Consider the following 21,730-nt stretch of genomic DNA (forward strand, 5'->3'; position numbering starts at 1 on the left):
ACCGTGCCCCTTCTCAAGCCGCTTCTGCTGCGAGTTGCAGCGCAGAGTCGATATCAACCGCAACAATACGCGATACGCCCTGCTCCTGCATTGTCACACCGATCAGGTGCCTGGCCATCTGCATGGCGATCTTGTTATGTGAAATAAACAGGAACTGTGTCTGATCACTCATACCACTCACCAGATTTGCGTAACGCTCCGTATTGGCATCATCAAGCGGGGCATCAACCTCGTCAAGCAGACAAAACGGAGCAGGATTCAGTTTGAACAGCGCAAATACAAGCGCTGTCGCTGTCAAAGCTTTCTCACCACCCGAAAGTAAATGGATAGTGGTATTGCGCTTGCCTGGCGGCTGAGCCATGACCTGGACGCCGGAATCCAGAATCTGATCCCCGGTCATTACCAGCTTGGCCTCTCCACCACCAAACAGCTTGGGAAACAGTTCCCCAAAGTGCCGATTCACTTCGTCAAATGTGGTCTGCAAGAGTTCCCGTGTTTCCCGGTCAATCTTCCTGATCGCATCTTCAAGTGTCTCGATTGCTGACTGTAGGTCAGTATATTGTGACTGAAGAAACGTCGCCCGCTCTTTCGCGGCGGTCAATTCCTCCAGAGCTGCCAGGTTGACTGGCCCCAGACTGTCCATCTCGCGATTTCCTCGCTGAACTTCAGATTGCAGCCAGGTGAGTTTCTTCCAGTCCTCTGTCTGCGTCTCCAGATGGGCAATCAACGCTGCCCGATCAACCTCATTTTCTTGAAGCTGTTGGGCATACTGTTCAACGGCCAGTCGCGCGGCCTGTTCCTGAAGCTGCAGTTCCATGATCGAGTCGCGCTGAGGCTGCATCGAACGCTCAAGCCGCACGCGCTGCTCGTCTGCTTCACGCATTTGTGACGCAAGCGTTTCCATCTCGATCCTGAGCCTACCCAGCACAGCTTCGCGTTCTGAGCGAATCTCGAGCGCGTGCTGCAATCCTTCGCGTGCCACTTCAGCATCTAGCTCCTCGGTTTCAGCCAGCAGCGCCTCGGCCTCGACCTGAGCCTTCTCATGCTGCTCGGATGCCAGTGACAGATTGCGCTCGAGTTCTTCGATGCGCGCCCGGGTCGTGCGTTGTGCAAAAAGTGCTTCCTGCTGACGCCGCTCGGTCTCGCGGACCTTGTCGCGCATCGTTCGGGCCTGTCCGGCCAGCGACTCGCACGCCATTTCGAGATCACTGAACACGTCCTGATGCTTCGCCAGCTCCTCATCCAGGGACTCGAACGTACTTTCGATCTGGTCGAACTCCTCTGTGAGAACCTGTACCTGGCTCATCAACTCTTCGAGATCCTGATCAAGCCTTCCTGCTCTGGCCTGACTTTGTGAGAGCTCTTGCTGCACCCGATTATAGGCAAGCTGCAACCCGTGCAGTCGCTGTGTCATCTCGGTCAGGCGCTGACGCGCTGGGCCAACGGCCTGAGAAGCCTGCTGCCATTGCGCCTGGGCCTGAGCCGCCGCAGCGCGGGTCTGTTCAGCAATCAACTGCTGCGCCTTGACTTCGCGACGCAGATTCTCGATCTCCTGCTGTCGCGCAAGCATGCCGGCCTGCTCCGATTCTGGCGCATAAAACCGCACACTGTGCCGGTCAATCAGGTGCCCTGCCTGGACGATCCAGATAGCCCCGGGAGGAAGCTGTTCAAGGCTGTCGAGCGCCTGCGTCAGAGACTGTGCCACATAGAACGAACCAAGCCAGTCGCTGATTAGTAGCTTGAGAGAAGGATCGCCAGTCTGCACATGGTTGGCAAGACTGGTCAATCCAGCAGGACTCTGGGTGATGGGGCTGACTTGCGGCATCTGGTAGAAGGCAAGTCTGCCCGGTGGTGCATTGCGATCAAGTCCGCGCACTCGATCCAGAGAAGAGACCTGCAAGCCATTGAGCCTTTCCTGAAGCGCGGATTCAATCGCACTCTCCCATCCAGGATTGACTTTGAGCTTCTCCAGCAACCGGGGAAGGTTCGCGAGCTCATGAGACCGGATCCATGGGTCCAGCGTCCCGGAAGACTGGACATCTTCCTGAAGTCGCACCAGCGCTGCCAACCTGGCCTCAAGCTTGGCAAGTATCCCCGCCTGTTGCTGCGCCTCTTGCTGCGCCTGCGCTCGTGTCGCCTCTGCCTGCGGCACCCTTTCCTCCAGCTCAATCAAGATCGCCTGCGCTTGCTCAAGCTGCGCCTGCGCCGCCTGTGCATCGCCGGCCAGTCTTTCAGCCTCTTGAGCATCCGGAACCTGGATGGAACCGCGTTCAAGGCTCAGACGCTGGCGCCGTTGCTCCAGGCTGTCGAGCTGGCGTTGCACATCCCCGCGGCGCTGGGCAGTCAGCGCCAGTTTCTGCTCGACTGTGGCGAGCGTTGCTCGCATCGCATCACGGCGAGCGCCGGCCTCAAGCACACGACTTTCAATCTCAGGCAACTGATCTGCTGCCTCCTGTGCGAGTGCCTGGGCTTGCTCCATGGCCATCTCGCGCTGCTCGAGTACCTGTTGTTCCTGGTCGATCTGCTCAGTGCAGTGGGAAATCTGCGCATGCCACTGCTCTATCTGTACACGCAACTGCTGCTGGCGGGCCTGAAGTCGTGCACGCGTATCGGCGACATGTCTGATCTGTGCCTCCAGACTGCTCACCTGGGCGTTGACCTCATACAAAGACGCCTGCGCCTTGTGAACAGCATCACTTGCGTCGTAATGGGCCTGGCGGCGGCGCTCGAGATCAGCCTGCGCGCTTCTGAGCGCTGCAGTCGATTCTTCCAGAGCGATCTGCGCCTGTTCAATCCGAACGGTCAATCTTTGCTGATCTTGCTTGGCAACCTGTTCCCGCAAATACCAGAGCGCATGCTGCTTGGTCTGCACGTCCCGCTGCAATGCCCTGAAGCGGGCGGCCACCTCAGCCTGGACTTCCAGTCTGGACTGTTGCGCGGTCAGCTCCCGCAAAATATCGTCAACCCGGGTGAGACTCTCCCGCGTGTCCTGCAAACGATTTTCTGTTTCACGTCGACGCTCCTTGTACCGGGAGACACCTGCTGCCTCTTCCAGGTAGACTCGAAGCTCCTCTGGACGAGCCTCAAGCAGGCGATTGATCATTCCCTGACCAATGATGGCGTAACCACGTGTACCCAGGCCCGTACCTAGAAAGATGTCATGCACGTCACGGCGGCGAACCTGCTGGTTGTTGATAAAGTAGCTACTTGTTCCGTCTCGCGTCAGAACCCTGCGTACCGATATCTCGGAATAGGTACTCCACTGACCGACTGCTCGGCCATCACTATTGTCAAACACCAGCTCGACCGAAGCCCGACCTGCTGGCTTTCGGTCGCCTGATCCACTAAAGATGACGTCCTGCATCGACTCACCACGCAATTCTGCTGCCCGGGTCTCTCCCAGCACCCAACGCGTAGCATCGATGATATTTGACTTGCCGCACCCGTTTGGACCGACCACGCCAACTAGCTGACTCGGCGTGGGAATCACGGTGGGATCAGCAAATGATTTGAAACCGGCAAGTTTGATGTGGGTAAGGCGCACAGGACCGTCTGTCAGTGAGTGAGTCTGTTCGCGAAATGATACCCCACGCGAGTGCATCGCACCGGCTATACTCGTGCGCTACATCCCACAGAGGACCGTCTCTTGAGCAAAGGTTTCTATCTAGTGATGGCAGCGCAAGCATTGTCTTCGCTGGCAGACAACGCATTGTTCATCGCCGCAATCGCACTGATCCAGCAGCTAGATGGACCGGACTGGATGGCGCCCATGATGAAGTGGTGGTTCGCCGCCACATACGTCTTGCTATCTGCCTTTGTGGGAGCGATTGCTGATAGCTACCCGAAAGGACGGGTCATGTTTGCAACCAATGCCCTGAAGACCGTTGGATGCATGCTGATGTTCTGGTACGCCCTGTTCGGACTGTCAGCCACCGGACAGACCTACCTGGTCTGCTTCGCATTCGCGCTGGTTGGTGTGGGTGCTGCAGCATACTCTCCTGCCAAGTACGGAATCGTCACGGAGATGCTGCGACCGCTTGATCTGGTCAAGGGCAACAGCTGGATCGAAGGGCTGACTGTCATCTCGATCATTCTTGGAACCGTGCTCGGTGGTGTCCTGATCTCACCCACGGTGTCAAAATTTCTGCTCAGTCACGATGCGATCCGCCACATTGTTCACACACCCGCTGAAGCGGCCATTCTCTGTATCGCGTTTGTCTATGTAGCGGCCGCAATCTGCAATCTGCTCATTCCGAGAACAGGTATTCAGTACCCCAGACAACAGAAAGACCCTGTGAAGCTGATCAGATCTTTCTGGGGCTACGTCAAGATTCTCTGGCACGATCGGATCGGGCAGATTTCTCTGGCAGTCACCACGCTCTTCTGGGGCGCTGGTGCGACCCTCCAGCTGATCGTGATCGAATGGGGTGCTAGCCACCTCGGCTACCGTCTTGATCAGGCATCCATCCTGATGGGGGTGACCGCCTTCGGAACAATTTTTGGGGCCATCTTCGCGAGCAAGGTTCCGCTCCCCAAAGCGCTTTCCGTCCTGCCCATGGGAATCTTGATGGGGGTGATCGTCCTGTTGATGCCGCTGGTCAAGGAGACCTGGGAAGTCTATGGCCTGCTCGTGCTGATCGGATGTACATCGGGGTTTTTTGTGGTACCCATGAATGCTTTGTTACAGCACCGCGGCCACTTGTTGTTATCAGCGGGACACTCGATCGCCGTTCAGAACTTCAACGAACAACTGAATATCCTGCTAATGGTGGCGATCTATACGCTACTGCTGTGGCTCAAGCTGCCCATCAATGTCATTATTGTGATCTTCGGCTTGCTTGTTGCCGTACTGATGTTTGTGATTATGCTCTGGAAAAAAGCCAACATCAGGGCCAATCCCAGGCTTCTCGATGAGATCGGCCGCCACGGCCACGGCACTGCGCTCTGACGGTCTGCCTGGCTTATGGAGGCGGCCGTCTGCTCGGTCAGTTTGTCCGCGGTTCACGTAGCAAGGACCAAACTTGCTTGAGATCCTGCCAGGCCATGAACTTGTCTTCCGGACGTCTGAGCAGATAGGCCGGGTGGAATGTAACCACTACGGGGATCTTGCGCTGACCAATTTCCAGAAAATGATCCCGTTGTCGCAGAGCCTGAACACCCTCGGTCGAACCAAGCAACGTCTGCGAAGCAAACAGGCCAACTACCAGTATCACTTGCGGTTCAAGCAATTCGATCTGACGTTGCAGATAGGGTTTGCATGCAGAGACCTCTTCAGGGCGAGGATTGCGGTTTGCTGGCGGACGGCACTTGATCGTGTTTGCAACAAATACTGAATCAGTCCTGCTCAGACCAATGGCAACCAGCATGTTGTCAAGGAGCTCGCCCGATCGTCCGACAAATGGCAATCCCTTCAGGTCCTCCATTTCGCCAGGCGCCTCGCCGATGATCATCAACCTGGGATTGGTTATTCCCTGCCCAGGTACGGGGTGCTTGCGATTTCGACACAGATCCCGACATACTTCACACGATTCGATTGCTCGGCTCACATCATCCAGGCTCATCACCCGGATCTTCTGCTCTCTTGCGAGCAGTTCATCAGCAGAAGGCACTGAGGCACACGCAGCCGGCTCCGGGGACTGCACACCAGTGATGACCGGGGCAGGCTTCACGCCCCCACCTGAACCGAAGGCGGAATCCGTTTCGCTTAATGGAGTACGACCCATCGGAGCAGACCGGGTGTGCTTCTTCTCAACCCCCTCGCCGGCTTGTATATGGGTCACAGGAGTACCAGCAGCATCGGACCGCCCTGAGTGGTCACCGTTGGCACTCTCCACGTGACCAGGGTCTGTACTCACAATCCAGGGAACCGACAGGCCCATTGCCTGCAGACTCGCGTGTTGCAGCGCGGGCAGCCTGATAGCCTTGGACCGATCCTTGCGCTCAGTCATGAGAGACTTGCTCACCATGCAAACTCCTTGCCATGACCAGTGCGTCTTCGCGCTGGCCTTTGGCAGCTGGGTAATACCCCCGGCGAGTCCCGATCTGTTCAAACTGCAAACGTCGGTAAAAAGCGATCGCACTGGCGTTGGAGGGACGCACCTCCAGCAAGACCCTTGATGCGCACTGCTGGCGTCCAAACATGTAAACCTGCTCGAGCAACAATGCACCGAAACCTTGACGCCGACAATCTGGACTCACCGCAATCACCAGCAGATGAACCTCGTCTGGCGCAGGCATTGCCATACAGAACCCGACCAGTACGCCAGCCTGACGAAGCACCCACCCGGAATAACCAGCTGCCAGCGCATCCCTGAAGTGCCCCTCGGACCACGGAAACGCCTGACTCTGACGTTCCAGCTCGATCACGTCTCTCAAGTCTGCAAGAGACATGGGCAACACCATGGCGGTCGCTGACTGCATTGCCTGAGGATTACCACCTTGTCCCAGGGCACGTTCGGCCGTCGTAAAGGCCACTTTGTCGCGCAGATAGAGAGGCAAGGCCTGTTCTGGCTCGACCCGTCTGCCACGATGAAACAGATCCCAGCCAAGTCGCGCAACATCCTTGACCGAAACAGTGCCAAAATCTGCAGACAAATCGTGCCAGACCAGTTGATGATCGGCACATGTCTTGTCAACCTCCGCTGCCAGCTCTTTCCTGTGAATCAGTTGCCATCCGTCTCCTGCCAGCACCAGCGTGTGCAGACCGGCAAAGGTCTTGAGCCAGTAAGGGAGTCGTTCTGCAATAAAAGCCGGACAATCATCCACACGAATGAGAACGGGAGACTGCAACTCGAAATAACCCGGCATACTATCCGAGTTTGCGATGTTCGCCTGAGCATCACGCCGTACATAGGCAGCCAGATAGACTTCGTTCATTCTCGCATCCAGGGCCACGAGACAAATGCCCGGAAGCAGAGTCGGTGGCAATGCGTGCATCAGACCCGATGCCAGCGCAGGCAAGGCCCCAACGGGTACGACAGGAATCTGCAAGGCAAAGCTCATGCCCTGAGCCACGCTGCAGGCAAGACGGACACCGGTGAAAGCTCCGGGACCCTGTCCAAAGGCGATCGCGGCCAGGTCGTGTCGCGTCAGCCCCGCTTGCCGCATCACATCATCAACCAGCGGCAGAATGTTCGGGGCATGACCAGAGACACCGCTGAGTTCCTTGAAGTCAAGTGACTCGGACGATTCAGATCGACTGTAAATGGCCACCCCACACGTGGCGGTCGAAGTTTCGAGGGCTAGGATCGGATGCATGTGCGGATTGTAATGAAGTCAACCTCCTTCGTGAGCGGACTGAGCCTGGATTGGAATGAGATTGATACATCCACATCATTTCTGATCTCCTTTTCCGGCCTCAGGACGAACAATGAGATCTTTAGTACCATGAAGTGTGGCATTCTGAACCTTTCCGTGACTGACGGGTCTGAACTCAGGCCAGAACCCATTCAAACAACTCGCATGATGACAACAAACTCACGTAATACATCCAACACCGCATCTCGCAAGAAGATTCTCGTGGTTGACGATGACCCTAGACTTCGCGACTTGTTGCGTCGCTACCTGACAGAGCAAGGGTTTCTGGTAGAGGTGGCGCAGGATGGGGTGGACATGCAGCAGGTGCGTCTGAAAGAGAATTTTGACCTCATCGTTCTGGACGTGATGATGCCAGGTGAAGATGGTCTGACCATCTGTCGAAAGCTGCGCACCGCAAAAGATGACACACCAGTCATCATGCTGACCGCCAAGGCAGAAGATGTTGACCGCATTCTCGGCCTGGAGCTAGGAGCGGATGATTACGTCTCCAAGCCATTCAATCCGCGTGAACTACTGGCGAGAATCAACGCTGTATTGCGACGCAAACAGTCTGGTGAACACCCTGCTGGCCCAAGCCACGAAGCTGAGCTCGTGAGCTTCGGTCCCTACAAGTTGAATCTGGCCAAGCGATCTCTGACCAACGGTGGAGAAGATGTGCCCATCACCAGCGGGGAATTCGCCTTGCTCAAAGTGCTGGTTCGCCATCCCAAGGTCCCTCTGTCACGGGACCGGCTGATGGAGATGGCGCGTGGCAGAGAATACGAGGCCTTTGATCGCAGTCTTGATGTCCAGATCTCGCGACTCAGAAAACTGATAGAGCCCAACCCAGGCAAGCCCCAGTATATTCAGACTGTCTGGGGCCTGGGTTACGTGTTTGTACCCGATGGTGAAGCCTGAACTGCACCTTGGCCTGTTCGCAAGAACATTCCTGCTACTGGCGCTCCTCATGCTGGCCAGCCTCGGGGCATGGATACACGTGCTCTTCACGCTGGACTCAGAACCAAGGGCAGAGCGAACTGCCACGCACCTGGTCAATGCAGCAACGCTGACACGCAGCTTGCTCGAGATCCCTGACCACGACATGGCGACACTCATCAAGCAGGCTGTGAATGCGCAAAGTGGACTGGACCTGCGCGCTGCCCGCCCAAAAGAAGTGTTGCCCGAGCTGCCACAAACCGAGTACTGGCTGGGTCTGCAGGAACAGGTTCGACGAGTGCTAGGGCCAAGCACCGAATTACTACGCTCCTCGATTGACGAATCGCTGGTCTGGGTCGCCCTGCCTCTGAAGGAGGAAACCTACTGGCTTGGCTTGGACATTGACCGGTCCCAGCCGGTCACCGGTGTTGAATGGTTCAGCTGGATGATCGCAGCCGCTCTGTTATCACTGGTTGGTGCCGCAGTCGCCGTCGGTTACATGAATCGGCCTCTGGCCAGACTCGCTCGTGCTGCGCAGCAAGTGTCTCGGGGCGAAGCCCCCGAACCTTTGCCAGAACAAGGTGCCATGGAAATCAGGGAACTGAATGGCAGCTTTAATCGCATGGTTTCAGAGCTGCGTCAGGCGGAGAACGATCGCAATCTGATGCTCGCAGGCATCTCCCACGACCTGAGAACTCCACTTGCACGCATGCGCCTCGAAATTGAAATGAGTCCAATCGGAGAAGAGCAGCGCCATGCCATTGATCAAGACCTCTCCCAGGTGGATCGTACGATTGGTCAGCTGCTTGAGTACGCTCGACCCGCACGCAAACCACCTGAGTCGCCAGTCAATCTGGCCGAGCTGACGTCTGACCTGATCAATCAGGAGAAAGCCCGCTTCGAACAAGCGGGAGGCAGTCTTGAGTTTTCATGGAAGGGCGATGCATATTGCCTGATCGATCCACACGACTTCAGTCGCTGCATCATCAATCTCCTGGAGAACGCGAGGCGTTACGGCGCACTCAATGGAAGTCGGGCGGAAGTCGAAATTGTCATGCAGTCACGGGGCGACCGGATCCAGATCGATCTTAGCGACCGGGGACCGGGCATCGATCCAAAGGATATTGCCAGGGTCATGCGACCATTTTCCAGGGGTGAAGCGGCGAGGACCGGTGGGACTGGCGCCGGACTAGGGCTTTCCATTGTTGAAAGACTTCTCGGATGGGCGGGCGGTTCGCTCAGGCTGATGCCAAGAAAAGGGGGTGGACTCACGGCCCGCATAGAGTTACCTCGCAGCCGGCGACCAAAAGGCACACAGGAAGCCAGCCAGGACGGCACAGAGCCGAATGCAGGCTGAGATACACAAGAGCCTCTGCTACCAAAGCGCAAAGATCAGCCGCGACGAGCCAGCAGAGCAACTGCTGTCACCGAAATTCCCTCCCGGCGACCGATATGACCGAGCTCCTCATTGGTCTTGCCCTTGATGTTGACACGATCGGGATCAACTCCCAGATCATCCGCTATGTTGGCAACCATTCCGGCGGCATGCGGAGCGATCTTGGGTGCCTGTGCATGAATGGTTGCGTCGACGTTGATGACCTCCCACCCATGCGTGCGAACCAGACGCATGGACTGCCGTAGTAACTCCCTGCTATCAGCCCCCTTGTATGCGGGATCCGAGTCCGGAAAATGTCGTCCGATGTCGCCCAGACCGGACCCACCCAGAATGGCATCGGTTATCGCATGCAACAAGGCGTCTGCGTCGGAATGCCCTTTCAAGCCATGCGTGTGCTCAATGCGAACCCCGCCAAGTATCAACGGCCGGTCCGGCACCAGTGCGTGAACGTCAAACCCCTGTCCTACCCTTAAATCCCATGGGCTCACTTGACATACCTCTCTATCATCTCAAAATCCTCAGGCCAGGTGACCTTGAAGTTCGCAACATCGCCTCGCACCAGTTGCGACGGCTGCCCAGCCCATTCGATCGCACTTGACTCGTCAGTCACGTCGAATCCTGAGGCGATCGCGCCAGCGAGCGCTTGCTGCAAGACACGTGCACGATACATCTGGGGCGTCTGCGCCAGCCAGACGCGATTTCGATCAATGGTCGTCTGAATCAATTGCCGCGACGCTACCGTGCTTTGAGGAGCGGCGAGTTTAACCGTGTCAGTTGCAGGCAGTGCCAACAATCCCCCCCAGCCACTTTCCAGACAGGCAGATACGAGCCTTCTCAGTGCATCCAGTGGCAAACCGGGTCGCGCAGCGTCGTGCACCAGCACCCAGTCAACATCCCGCACCAGTTTGTGTTCCAGTAGCATATCAATCGTGTTGAGAACAGTCAGGGCACGCGTCTGGCCCGCAGTACGGGTCACACGCACGCGGTCCAGGCCGCAGATTGCCGACTGGGCGTACCCGTCATCTGCCTGCACACTCACGTAGACCTGGCTGATCTGCGAATCACCAAGCAGCGCCTGAACGCTCACTCTGAGCATCGGGTGTTCTCGTATGGTCCGGTACTGCTTGGGAACAGGAGTTTCAAGTCCACTACTCGCACGCTGCCCTACTCCGCCGGCAGGCACAATCGCCACGATCCGCGGTTCCGGCTGGAGTGTGTTCACATCACCCCCCGGATCCTGGGTATTGTGCACGTCAAGAGGGGCCGTCGAGTTGCTTGTCATGCGGGGATTTTATAATCACTGTTTCACCGAACCAGTTTGCCATGTCCATCACCGACAATCCAGCATCATCTGAACTACTTTCCCGGCTCAAACCGTCCCAGAGAACCAGTCTGGCATGCCCTCCAGGCTCAGGGGACGCCTGGATGCTGGCGGCACTGGCCAGGAAAGCGGGAAAGACGCTGGTTATCATGACCGCCCTTCCATTGCAGGCCCAGCGCCTGGCTCAGGAGATCGCGCTGGTCGAGCCCGATTTGCGGGTACGCATGTTGCCAGACTGGGAGACCTTACCCTACGACAGCTTCTCACCCCACCAGGATCTTGTTTCCGAGCGACTGCGGACCCTGCATGCGTTGATGCACGGCGAAGTGGATGTTCTGACCGTGCCAATCACAACCGTTCAGTATCGTCTCGCCCCACCTTCGTTTCTGGCTGCGTACACATTCTCCTTCAAGCAGAAGGAACGCTTGAATGAAGCGGCGCTGCGAGATCAAATGGTGCTGGCCAACTACAGCCACGTCACGCAAGTAACGGCCCCGGGGGAGTTCAGCATTCGCGGGGGCTGATTGACCTGTTCCCGATGGGATCTGCAGTGCCCTACCGACTCGATATGTTCGACGACGAGATCGAATCTATCAGGGCATTTGACGTCGATACGCAACGCAGCCTGTACCCCGTGCCTGAAGTACAGTTACTGCCGGGACGAGAATTCCCGCTGGATGAAGATGCGAGGAACCAGTTTCGCTCGCGCTTCAGAGAAGAGTTCGAAGGTGATCCATCGAGGGCCCTGCCCTACCGCGATATTGGTAACGGGATCGCATTTGCAGGGGTTGAGTACTATCTCCCGCTGTTCTTTGAAGAGACAGCCACGCTGTTTGACTATATTCCTGCCGAGAGTCTTGTAGTCACCCACGGAGAACTCGAAACAGCGATGAACCAGTTCATCGCTGATACACAAAGTCGCTATCAGTTTCTCAAGAGTGATCGCGAGCGTCCCATTCTTGAACCCGAGATGCTGTTCTTGAAGGCGGACACTGTCTTCGGGTTTCTTCAGCCATTTTCTCGGCTGGCGCTGAGTCAGGAAAGTGTCCACGATGCCTATCGCCCGGCACCTGAAGTCGCAGTCAGCCGCAAGAGTGAAGATCCACTCTCTAAACTGCGTGCGCTGATATCGACCACGCCTGAGGACTGCAAGATCTTACTGTGTACGGATTCGCACGGTCGTCGTGAAACCATCATCCAGATGCTGGCAGAGCACGGCATCAGGCCTGACGCGAATGTCGAGTCATTACAGGATGCACGCCAGGCCAAAGCGCGATTCAATGTACTGGTCGCTCCGTTCACGAGTGGTTTTGTCTCGGTTGGTGACAAGCTGACGCTACTGACCGAGAATGACCTGTACCCCGGTCATGCGACCAAGGGACGTCGCTCCGGACGTGACAGGACGCGTGTCTCGGATGTCGAATCGATGATTCGAGATCTTGCCGAGTTACGCGAAGGAGATCCGATCGCCCACGTACAACATGGCATTGGTCGTTATCTTGGTCTCATCAACATGGATCTCGGTGATGGAATGATGGAATTTCTTCACCTGGAGTATGCTGGGCACAACAAACTGTACGTACCGGTTTCACAGTTGCACGTCATTGCCCGTTATAGCGGAACCGATCCTGAGGCAGCCCCGCTGCATCAGCTTGGTTCTGGTCAATGGGACAAAGCCCGCAGAAAGGCGGCCAGACAGGTGCGGGACACTGCGGCCGAGCTGCTCGATCTCTACGCGCGCAGAGCTGCACGTGAAGGCAAGGCGTTCAAGCTACCGATGGGTGACTATGAAATGTTCACCGAGGGTTTCGGTTTTGAGGAAACAGCCGACCAGTCCAATGCCATTCAGGCTGTCATTCAGGACATGACAAGCGGGCGGCCGATGGATAGACTCGTTTGTGGCGACGTCGGTTTCGGAAAGACAGAAGTCGCACTCAGAGCTGCGTTTGTGGCGGTCGCCAACGGCATGCAGGTCGCCCTGCTCTGTCCAACCACTTTGCTGGCCGAACAGCACGCTCAGACCTTCTCTGACCGATTTGCAGACTGGCCGGTCAACGTTGTCGAACTGTCCCGGTTTCGCTCGGCCAAGGAAGTAGCCAAAGCAGTCGCTGGCATCACGGATGGTACGGCTGACATCGTGATCGGTACACACAAGATCCTGTCCAAAGATGTGCGTTTCAAGCGCCTGGGCCTGATCATTATCGACGAAGAACATCGTTTTGGCGTGCGACAGAAAGAGGCCCTCAAAGCACTGCGAGCAGAGGTCGATGTGCTCACCTTGACCGCAACGCCCATTCCGAGAACACTTGGCATGTCACTCGAAGGAATTCGGGATTTCTCCGTGATAGCGACTGCGCCGCAGAAGCGTCTTGCTATCAAGACATTTGTGCGCCGTGAAGACAACAGCTCGATTCGCGAAGCCTTGCTCAGGGAACTCAAACGAGGTGGGCAGGCGTATTTTCTGCATAACGAAGTCGATACCATCCAGAACCGGCTGGCCCGCCTGCAGGAACTGGTTCCAGAAGCCCGGATTGCGATCGCGCATGGACAGATGGGTGAGCGTGATCTCGAGCAGGTCATGAAGGGGTTTTATCAGCAGCGATTTAACGTGCTGCTGTGCACCACCATTATCGAGACCGGCATTGATGTGCCAACTGCAAACACGATCATTATTCATCGTGCGGATCGTTTCGGACTGGCACAGTTACACCAGTTACGTGGTCGGGTTGGACGCTCCCACCACCAGGCATACGCCTACCTTTTGACGCCAGGCGAAGACGCCATGACGAAGCAGGCAAAGAAACGGCTCGAGGCGATCCAGGCGATGGAAGAACTCGGTTCCGGCTTCTTTCTGGCGATGCATGATCTTGAAATTCGCGGCACAGGTGAAGTCCTTGGCGAGTCCCAGTCAGGCAATATCCAGGAAATCGGCTTTTCGATGTACAACGACATGCTCAACGAAGCAATTCGCGCACTGAAGGCAGGTGAAGAGCCTGACCTGGAGTCGACTGGGAACCCGGGCTGTGAAGTCAACCTCCATACGCCAACGCTACTGCCAAGCGCCTATTGCCCGGATATTCATGCAAGACTGAGCATCTACAAGCGCCTCTCAAACGCCAAACAGGTTGATGACCTCATCGCCACGCAAGAAGAGCTGATTGACCGGTTTGGTAAGCTTCCTCCAGAAACGCAGGCCCTCGTACTATCTCATCGCCTCAGGATCGAGGCGACAGAACTGGGCATCCAGAAAATAGATAGTAACGATGAGCAAACGCTCTTTCTGTTCAAACCAGATCCACCAATTGATCCACTCAAGCTGATCGACCTGGTCCAGCAGCGTAAGAACGTCAAGTTTTCTGGTCCAGACCGCTTGCGCGCTGAGATCGAGTCTGATGACATCAAGAAACGCTATGAAATCATTCGCACGTTGCTTCGTGCGATGGTTTGACACTACCCCCATAGAAGGACTTACATGGCCCCCACAGACCTCATTGTGCAGTCCCCTGCCCTGGATAAACCCATGATCGAACAGATCGCCGCTCAGGCACAGGCAAACGGAGTGAACTGGATTTCCAAGACCGCCGCACGCTTGTATGCGGTTGATGTGAGCGATTCGGATATCCGTTCCATCCGAACATGGTGCGACACCAACGGAGCCGATGTCGCGTTTGTTGACGCAACGGCTCGCCTGGCAGATTGCCGTGTGCTTGCGATGGACATGGATTCTACGCTGATCAATATCGAGTGTATTGACGAAATCGCTGCATTTGCAGGACTAAAGGCCGAAGTTGCCGCAATTACCGAACGTTCAATGCGCGGTGAGATTACTGAATTCAGCGACAGTCTGCGCCTTCGGGTCGGTTATCTTGAAGGCCTGGACGCCGAAGTGCTGGAGCAAGTGTATCAACAACGCCTCGAACTGAATCCTGGAGCGGAAAACCTGATTCGAGTAGCCCGGAGTAAAGGAATCAAGACACTGCTTGTCTCGGGTGGATTTACATTCTTTACAGACCGTCTAAAACAGAGACTGGAGCTTGATGCCGCATTTGCAAATACTCTTGAGGTGGATGGCAACAATCGCCTGACGGGAAGAGTTGAAGGCAGAATCGTTGATGCCCAAGGCAAAGCTGACTTACTAGCGGAATTTGCAGCCAGGCATTCAGCCAAGCCAGAGCAGATTATTGCAATCGGAGATGGTGCCAACGATCTGAAGATGCTAGGTATGGCAGGCTACGCTGTCGCGTACAGAGCGAAGCCTGTTGTGCGCGAGCAAGCACGATATGCACTAAACGTCAGCCCGCTAGATGCCATCCTTCACTGGTTCACTGACGGAAGTAACTGAGACACGTCATAACTCAGGACACTTACTCGCACGCCCTCAACACATTGAGGGCAAGGTGATGCGTCCTTTCCAAAACAACAACCCGCCAGCCGACCTGTTAAGACGAGTTCTCCTTTATTGGGGGATCTACATCTACCATGCCTGTCTGCGAAGACAGGCATCATCAGGGGCGATCTACTTCAAAAGATACCGGTATACAAACCCCGGAAATCCAAGCACCAGAAAGATACAAAGCGTGATCGCGTAAAACTCCCAGCCAAGCAGGAACGGGTTTGAAAGTGCACTTTCAAATGCAAACCCCAATAACCCGGCCACAAAGTACATCACAAGTAGCTCTGCGCACACGAGAAAACCGGACTTTCCAGCCGGATTGCTGGTTTTTAGAACACCAAACACCTTGTCGCTCAGGAACGGCAGGTTGGCTGCCGCCACTGAAAACACTATCAATATCCAGACTGCAAGCGTCTGATTCAAAATCAACGACCCCTAAGCTTAAAGCGAAGCAGCAATCGCCTGGATGCAGGCAGTCATCAGCCCACCCGGCAAGATTCCCAACAACAGAATAATGCCAGTGTTGATGCCGAGTACCGTGCCAGCAGGACCGGGCACCGACACCACAACTCGCTCGGCAGACGGCTCATCGAAATACATCACCTTCACCACACGCAGGTAATAGAACGCCCCGATCAGAGAAAAGATGACAGCAACAACTGCAAGCCAGACCATTCCTGCTTGAATCACTGCTTGCAGAACAACCAGCTTCGCGTAAAAGCCAACCAGCGGCGGAATACCGGCGAGAGAGAACATCAGCACCAGCAAGACGCCAGCGAGCGCAGGACTACGTTTGTTCAACCCTTTGAGATCATCAATCGTCTCACACTCATACCCTGCATGAGACAGCAGCATGATCACACCGAAGGTACCCAGCGTAGTGAGAACATAGGTGATGATATAGAACAGGGAGGAGCCATATGCCGAAGCATTCACGTTCACCAGACCCTCCGCTGACCCACTCATCAGGCCCAGCAGCACGAAACCCATGTGCGAGATGGTCGAGTATGCCAGCATCCGTTTGAAGCTCGTCTGCATTATCGCGGTCAAGTTACCAATCGCGAGCGAGAGAACCGCCATGATCATCAGCATTGGCTGCCAGTCGAATGTCAGGTCACCAAGACCTGTCACCAGAATGCGCAGCGTCATTGCAAATGCAGCCAGCTTTGGGGCCGCTGCGATCGCGAGCGTGATAGCCGTCGGCGCGCCGGTGTAAACGTCAGGCACCCACATATGGAATGGAACCGCACCAAGCTTGAACGCAATCCCTGCAACCAGAAATACCAGACCGAACACCAGGGCCAGTTGCATGTCACTTCCGGAAACAATGGTGTCACCGATATCCTGGAGATCAAGCGATCCAGTTGCGCCATACAGCATTGACATGCCATAAAGCATGAAGCCGGAAGCCAGTGAACCCAGGACAAAGTACTTCATGGCTGATTCAGTCGCAGGCGAGTGGTCTCTGCGAATGGCGACCAGCGCATAAAGTGCCAGCGACATCAGCTCGAGTCCGAGATACACAGTCAGCAGATTGTTCGCCGAGATCAGCACCATTTGACCAAGCAGCGCAAGCAGAACGAGAACATAAAGCTCCCCACCGCGAAGCATGTCACGACTCTGTACGTACTCTCGCCCGTAGACAAGGGTGGCAAACACCGCTGCGTACGACACCAGTTTGAGCAGATGAGAAAGGTCGTCGGCAACGAACTGGCCGTGGAACGTCGTACCTTCTGCACCGGACGCCCACTGACTCCAGGTGATCATAAACAGAAGTACCAGTGTCACATTGCTGAGAATATAGGCCAGGGTCCGCCGGGATTCCATGCTGAATGCATCGATCAGCAAGATCAGCATCGCTGCAACCAGCAACACGATCTCAGGTAGGGCAAGCGCAAAGTTGAATTCGTTTAGCATCATGTCGGCTTACAGTTTTGAGATTGCAACGTGATCAAGCAGTGCCTGAACCGAGACATGCATCACATCAGTGAAGGGTTTGGGGTAGATCCCCATGAACAGCACGGCGATAGCCATCACGCCGAGAATCAGGAACTCCCGGTTATTGATGTCCTGAAGTTTGCCGACCTCTTCGTTAGCAACCGGACCGAAGGCGACGCGCTTGACCATCCAGAGCGAATAAGCCGCACCCAGAATCAATGCTGTGGCTGCGAGCATACCAATCCAGAAGTTGAACTGGACAGCACCCAGGATGACCATGAACTCCCCGATAAACCCGCTGGTCGCCGGAAGACCGGCGTTGGCCATGGAAAACAGCACGAAAAATGTGACGAACTTGGGCATGCGGTTGATTACGCCGCCGAAGTCTGCAATGACGTGCGTGTGCATTCTGTCATACAGCACACCGATACAATAGAACATCGCTGCTGAAACGAAGCCGTGGGAAACCATCTGAATGATGCCGCCTTCAAGCCCAACCAGATTGAAGATGAAAAAGCCCAGGGTCACAAATCCCATGTGTGCGATCGAGGAATAAGCGACCAGCTTTTTCATATCCTTCTGGACCATTGCAACGAATCCAATGTAGATCACTGCGATGAGTGAAAGCGTAATCATCAGATCCGACAATCCGATCGACGCATCCGGAGCGATAGGCAATGAAAACCGCAGGAAGCCGTAGGCCCCGAGTTTGAGCATGATCGCGGCAAGAACCATCGAACCGCCGGTCGGTGCTTCCGGGTGAGCATCCGGCAACCACGTATGCACCGGCCACATCGGAACCTTGACGGCAAACGCTGCCAGCAGAGCCAGGAAGATCAGTACCTGCGCCTCATAACCAATCTTCAACTGATGCCACGCAAGAATCTCGAACGTGCCGGACGCTTGCCAGAGATAGATGAAAGCAACCAGCGTCAGCAAAGACCCCAGCAGCGTGTAAAGGAAGAACTTGAACGCTGCGTACACACGGTTGGGACCACCCCACACACCGATGATGATGTACATCGGGATCAGCGTAGCCTCAAAGAAAATGTAGAACAACAACCCGTCCAGTGCAGCAAAGACACCCACCATCAAGCCAGACATGATCAGGAATGCTGCCATGTACTGGGCGACCCGGTAAGTAATGACTTCCCAGCCAGCCATGACAACGAGCACCGTCACGAAGGCCGTGAGCAACACGAACCAGAGGGAAATCCCGTCTACCCCGAGATGGTAGAAGACTGGGAAGGCTTCGATCCAGAGAGTTTTCTCAACGAACTGCATTGACGCAGTGCTCGAGTCAAACCCCATGTAGAGCGGAAGCGTCACCGCAAAACTGATCAATGCACCAGCGAGTGCGAGCCAGCGAGTAAACCCGGGATTATCGTCACGACCAATGGCCAGAACAATCAGACCAAAGACAATCGGAACGAAAATCGCAAGCGTGAGCCACGGAATAGAAGAAGATGCCATCTCGCCAGCCATTATTTATATACCAGGATAATGAAAGTGATCAGACCCATCAGGCCAATAATCATCGCAAACGCGTAGTGATAGATGTAACCCGACTGCAAATGTCGGCTCACAGCAGAAATTGCACCAACCACCTTTGCCGATCCGTTGACGAGCATGCCGTCGATCAGACCCTCGTCGGAGCGCTTCCAGAGTACGGTGCCCAGGCAGCGCGCTGCACGTGAAATGACTTTTTCATTGAGCCAGTCGAAGTAGAACTTGTTGTCCAGCAACGGATACAGCCAGGAGAACGCTTTCTTGATCGACTCGGAGGCTTTGGGATTGATCACGTAGCAGTACCAGGCCACCAAACCGCCGGCGAGCGCCAGATAAAACGGCAAGGTCACGAATGCATGCAAACCATAGGCGAACCATCCGTGCCATTTGTCGGCAAGCGTGCGCATTGCATCATGCCCGTCATGCTGGACTGTATTGAGGTAATCAAAGTAGTTCCCGAACAGAAGCGGATCCACAAAAAGCGCACCGGCGATCACGGAGGGCACCGCCAGCATGACTAGCGGCAGCGTCACTACCCAAGGCGTCTCATGCGGCTTGGCATGCGGATCATGGTGATGATCATCGTGACCATGTTCATCACGCGGTGCCTGGTCATAGCGCTCTTCCCCGTGAAAGACCACAAAGAAGACCCGGAATGTATATAGTGCCGTCACAAAAGCGCCGAGCAAAACGCAGACGTAGGCAAATTGTGCGCCCCAGACGCCGGCCGCACCTGCCGCTTCAATGATATGTTCCTTCGAGTAAAAGCCGGCGAAAAACGGAAATGCCGAGAGCGAAAGTCCGCCAAGCAGGAACGTGACATAGGTGATCGGCATGTATTTGCGCAAACCTCCCATATACCGGATGTCCTGATTGTGATGAACGGCCATGATGACCGAACCCGCGGCAAGGAACAGCAACGCCTTGAAGAATGCGTGGGTCATCATGTGAAAGATCGCAACTGAGTAGACTGACGCACCAAGCGCGACAGTCATATAACCAAGTTGAGACAGCGTGGAATAGGCAATCACACGCTTGATATCGTTCTGAACAACCCCCAGGATCCCGAGGAACAATGCACCGAGCGCACCCACGATGATGATGAGCGACAGCGCAGTATTCGAGAACTCAAACAGTGGCGAGAATCGAGACACCATAAAGATACCTGCGGTCACCATGGTTGCTGCGTGGATCAGCGCAGAAATTGGTGTCGGACCTTCCATGGAGTCTGGCAGCCATGAGTGCAGCGGAACCTGAGCCGATTTACCCATTGCACCGACAAAGAGACAGATACATGCAACGGTCAGCAACATCCAGTCCGTGCCTGGCAATGTGAGCCCGGCAAGGTAATCTGCTTTCTCAAACACCTCGCCGTAATTCAGCGTACCGGTGTACGCGAACAGCAGGCCAATGCCAAGCACAAAGCCGAAGTCACCCACGCGGTTGATGAGGAACGCCTTCATATTGGCGAAGATCGCTGTCGGACGCTCGTAATAGAAACCGATCAACAGATAGGAAACCAGGCCCACCGCTTCCCAGCCAAAAAACAACTGCAGCATGTTGTTGGCCATGACCAGCATGAGCATCGAGAAGGTGAACAGGGAGATGTAGGCAAAAAATCTTTCGTAGCCCTCATCCTCAGCCATATACCCGATACTGTAGATGTGAACCATCAGTGAAACCGAGGTCACCACCACCATCATCAGTGCGGTCAAGGGATCAATCAGGAAACCGATTTCAAGGGTGATGTCACCGATCATGCTCCAGACATACAAGGTGCCGTCAAATCGGGTTCCTCCAAGCACGTCAAACAGCACGATGTAGGAACAGATTGCCGACAGTGCCACCAAAGCGATGGTGATCCTGTGCGCCATGAATCGACTGACAGGCCGGCCAAGAAAGCCAGTGCCGAACAGCCCCGCAAGCACTGCACCTAACAACGGTGCAAATGCGATGATCAAATAAATGAAAGGTACGCTAGACATGAGTGGGTATCTTCCGGTCAGCCTTTGAGGTGATCAAGGTCTTCAACATTGATCGTGTTCATGTTACGGAACAGCAAAACGAGAATGGCCAGGCCAATCGCCGCTTCAGCTGCTGCAACAGTCAGAATGAAGAACACGAACACCTGGCCTGCGAGATCGCCGGACCAGCTCGAAAACGCCACGAAGTTCATGTTGGCCGAAAGCAGAATGAGTTCGATCGACATGAGCAACACGATCAGGTTGCGTCTGTTCAGAAAGATACCGAACACGCCGATCGCGAACAGAATGGCGCCTAGCACCAGAAAGTGGGACAACGTGAGTTCCATCATTGCTTCTCCTCGGTCTTGCTGTCCACACGCGGTTCGGACGGGATGCTTACCAGACGCATACGGTCCTTGGCACGGACTCTGACTGCAGCGCCGGGATTGTTGTAACGAACATCCTTGCGACGACGCAACGTCAGGGAAATGGCAGCCACCATACCGACAAGCAACAACACAGCACCGATCTCGACCGCGTAAACATATTCGGTGTACATGAGTTCACCCAGTGCGCGGGTATTGTTGAAGTCGTCAGCCATCTGCACTGCCGGTCCCGCATTACCCCAAGTCTGGTTCAGTACGAAAGCCATCTCGACGACCATGACCAGGCCAATCAGCAACCCCAGTGGCAGATAGGTCCTTGCGCCGGCTCGCAGCACTTCCATCTTGACGTCCAGCATCATGACAACGAACAGAAACAGCACCATCACTGCACCGACGTAGACAAGCACCAGAAGAAGTGCCAGAAACTCGGCGCCAAGCAGCATCCAGATCATTGAAGCGTTGGCAAACGCGAGAATCAGGAACAAAACAGCGGTCACAGGACTTTTCGCTGTGATAACCCTGAATGCGGCCACCACCAGGACGGTGGCCAGTATATAGAAGAGGACTGTCGTGAATGTCATGTCGTCGTCA

15 protein-coding genes and 1 pseudogene are annotated in these 21,730 nt (G+C 55.4%); 5 read left to right on the plus strand and 11 right to left on the minus strand.

Annotated features, from left to right (window positions below; all coding sequences use genetic code 11):
* Window positions 1-13: 13 nt before the first annotated feature.
* Complete coding sequence (gene smc / locus DBV39_RS10440; protein WP_193853020.1) at window positions 14-3,544, minus strand: chromosome segregation protein SMC; 3,531 nt, start codon at window positions 3,542-3,544, stop codon at window positions 14-16.
* A 102-nt stretch (window positions 3,545-3,646) separates the two neighbouring features.
* Between smc and lplT the strand changes: the two genes are divergently transcribed.
* Entirely contained in the window at window positions 3,647-4,948 is a 1,302-nt protein-coding gene (gene lplT, locus DBV39_RS10445; protein WP_108623215.1) for a lysophospholipid transporter LplT, read from the plus strand.
* A 37-nt stretch (window positions 4,949-4,985) separates the two neighbouring features.
* On the opposite strand, the gene DBV39_RS10450 is transcribed toward lplT, so the two are convergent.
* Both DBV39_RS10450 and tsaB read right to left on the minus strand, forming a co-directional pair.
* The gene (locus DBV39_RS10450; RefSeq protein ID WP_227870585.1) at window positions 4,986-5,966 is read right to left on the minus strand and encodes a uracil-DNA glycosylase; all 981 of its coding nucleotides are present in this window, start codon (window positions 5,964-5,966) and stop codon (window positions 4,986-4,988) included.
* A complete protein-coding gene (gene tsaB / locus DBV39_RS10455) occupies window positions 5,941-7,257 on the minus strand; it encodes a tRNA (adenosine(37)-N6)-threonylcarbamoyltransferase complex dimerization subunit type 1 TsaB (RefSeq protein WP_108621482.1) in 1,317 nt (438 codons plus the stop codon). Before tsaB ends, DBV39_RS10450 begins: the two co-directional genes overlap by 26 nt.
* A 204-nt stretch (window positions 7,258-7,461) precedes the next feature.
* Here tsaB and ompR point away from each other — a divergent pair, with 204 nt between their 5' ends.
* Together ompR and DBV39_RS10465 are read left to right on the plus strand one after the other, a co-directional pair.
* Window positions 7,462-8,214 carry an osmolarity response regulator transcription factor OmpR gene (gene ompR, locus DBV39_RS10460; protein WP_322348708.1) on the plus strand — a complete coding sequence of 251 codons (753 nt, stop codon included), beginning with the start codon at window positions 7,462-7,464 and terminating at the stop codon, window positions 8,212-8,214.
* Window positions 8,201-9,589 (plus strand): ATP-binding protein, encoded by a 1,389-nt coding sequence (locus DBV39_RS10465; RefSeq protein WP_108621483.1) that lies wholly within the window; start codon window positions 8,201-8,203, stop codon window positions 9,587-9,589. Before ompR ends, DBV39_RS10465 begins: the two co-directional genes overlap by 14 nt.
* A gap of 35 nt (window positions 9,590-9,624) precedes the next feature.
* Here DBV39_RS10465 and ispF read toward each other — a convergent pair whose 3' ends face one another.
* Complete coding sequence (gene ispF, locus DBV39_RS10470; RefSeq protein WP_108621484.1) at window positions 9,625-10,116, minus strand: 2-C-methyl-D-erythritol 2,4-cyclodiphosphate synthase; 492 nt, start codon at window positions 10,114-10,116, stop codon at window positions 9,625-9,627.
* A complete protein-coding gene (locus tag DBV39_RS10475) occupies window positions 10,113-10,910 on the minus strand; it encodes an IspD/TarI family cytidylyltransferase (protein WP_108621485.1) in 798 nt (265 codons plus the stop codon). Before DBV39_RS10475 ends, ispF begins: the two co-directional genes overlap by 4 nt.
* Window positions 10,911-10,951: 41 nt before the next feature.
* On the opposite strand from DBV39_RS10475, the pseudogene mfd reads away from it, so the two are divergent.
* A pseudogene (gene mfd, locus DBV39_RS10480) lies at window positions 10,952-14,397 on the plus strand (transcription-repair coupling factor).
* Between the two features lie 24 nt (window positions 14,398-14,421).
* Entirely contained in the window at window positions 14,422-15,291 is an 870-nt protein-coding gene (gene serB / locus DBV39_RS10485; protein ID WP_108621486.1) for a phosphoserine phosphatase SerB, read from the plus strand.
* Between the two features lie 174 nt (window positions 15,292-15,465).
* Here the strand turns inward: serB and DBV39_RS10490 are convergent, their stop codons facing one another.
* The 6 genes from DBV39_RS10490 to DBV39_RS10515 are packed head-to-tail and all read right to left on the minus strand — an operon-like array spanning window position 15,466 to window position 21,720.
* Complete coding sequence (locus DBV39_RS10490) at window positions 15,466-15,765, minus strand: DUF2818 family protein (RefSeq protein WP_108623218.1); 300 nt, start codon at window positions 15,763-15,765, stop codon at window positions 15,466-15,468.
* 18 nt (window positions 15,766-15,783) lie between these two features.
* Window positions 15,784-17,262 carry an NADH-quinone oxidoreductase subunit NuoN gene (gene nuoN, locus DBV39_RS10495; RefSeq protein ID WP_108621487.1) on the minus strand — a complete coding sequence of 493 codons (1,479 nt, stop codon included), beginning with the start codon at window positions 17,260-17,262 and terminating at the stop codon, window positions 15,784-15,786.
* A gap of 6 nt (window positions 17,263-17,268) precedes the next feature.
* Window positions 17,269-18,753, minus strand: a complete 1,485-nt coding sequence (locus DBV39_RS10500) for an NADH-quinone oxidoreductase subunit M (protein WP_193853021.1) — start codon at window positions 18,751-18,753, stop codon at window positions 17,269-17,271.
* A gap of 11 nt (window positions 18,754-18,764) precedes the next feature.
* Window positions 18,765-20,774 carry an NADH-quinone oxidoreductase subunit L gene (nuoL, locus tag DBV39_RS10505; protein WP_108621489.1) on the minus strand — a complete coding sequence of 670 codons (2,010 nt, stop codon included), beginning with the start codon at window positions 20,772-20,774 and terminating at the stop codon, window positions 18,765-18,767.
* 17 nt (window positions 20,775-20,791) lie between these two features.
* Window positions 20,792-21,100, minus strand: a complete 309-nt coding sequence (gene nuoK, locus DBV39_RS10510; RefSeq protein ID WP_108621490.1) for an NADH-quinone oxidoreductase subunit NuoK — start codon at window positions 21,098-21,100, stop codon at window positions 20,792-20,794.
* On the minus strand, window positions 21,100-21,720 hold the full coding sequence (locus DBV39_RS10515; RefSeq protein ID WP_108621491.1) for an NADH-quinone oxidoreductase subunit J: 621 nt from the start codon (window positions 21,718-21,720) through the stop codon (window positions 21,100-21,102). The genes nuoK and DBV39_RS10515 overlap by 1 nt, the downstream gene beginning before the upstream one ends.
* Between the last annotated feature and the right edge of the window lie 10 nt (window positions 21,721-21,730).

Source organism: Orrella marina (genome assembly GCF_003058465.1).
GTDB lineage: Bacteria > Pseudomonadota > Gammaproteobacteria > Burkholderiales > Burkholderiaceae_B > Algicoccus > Algicoccus marinus.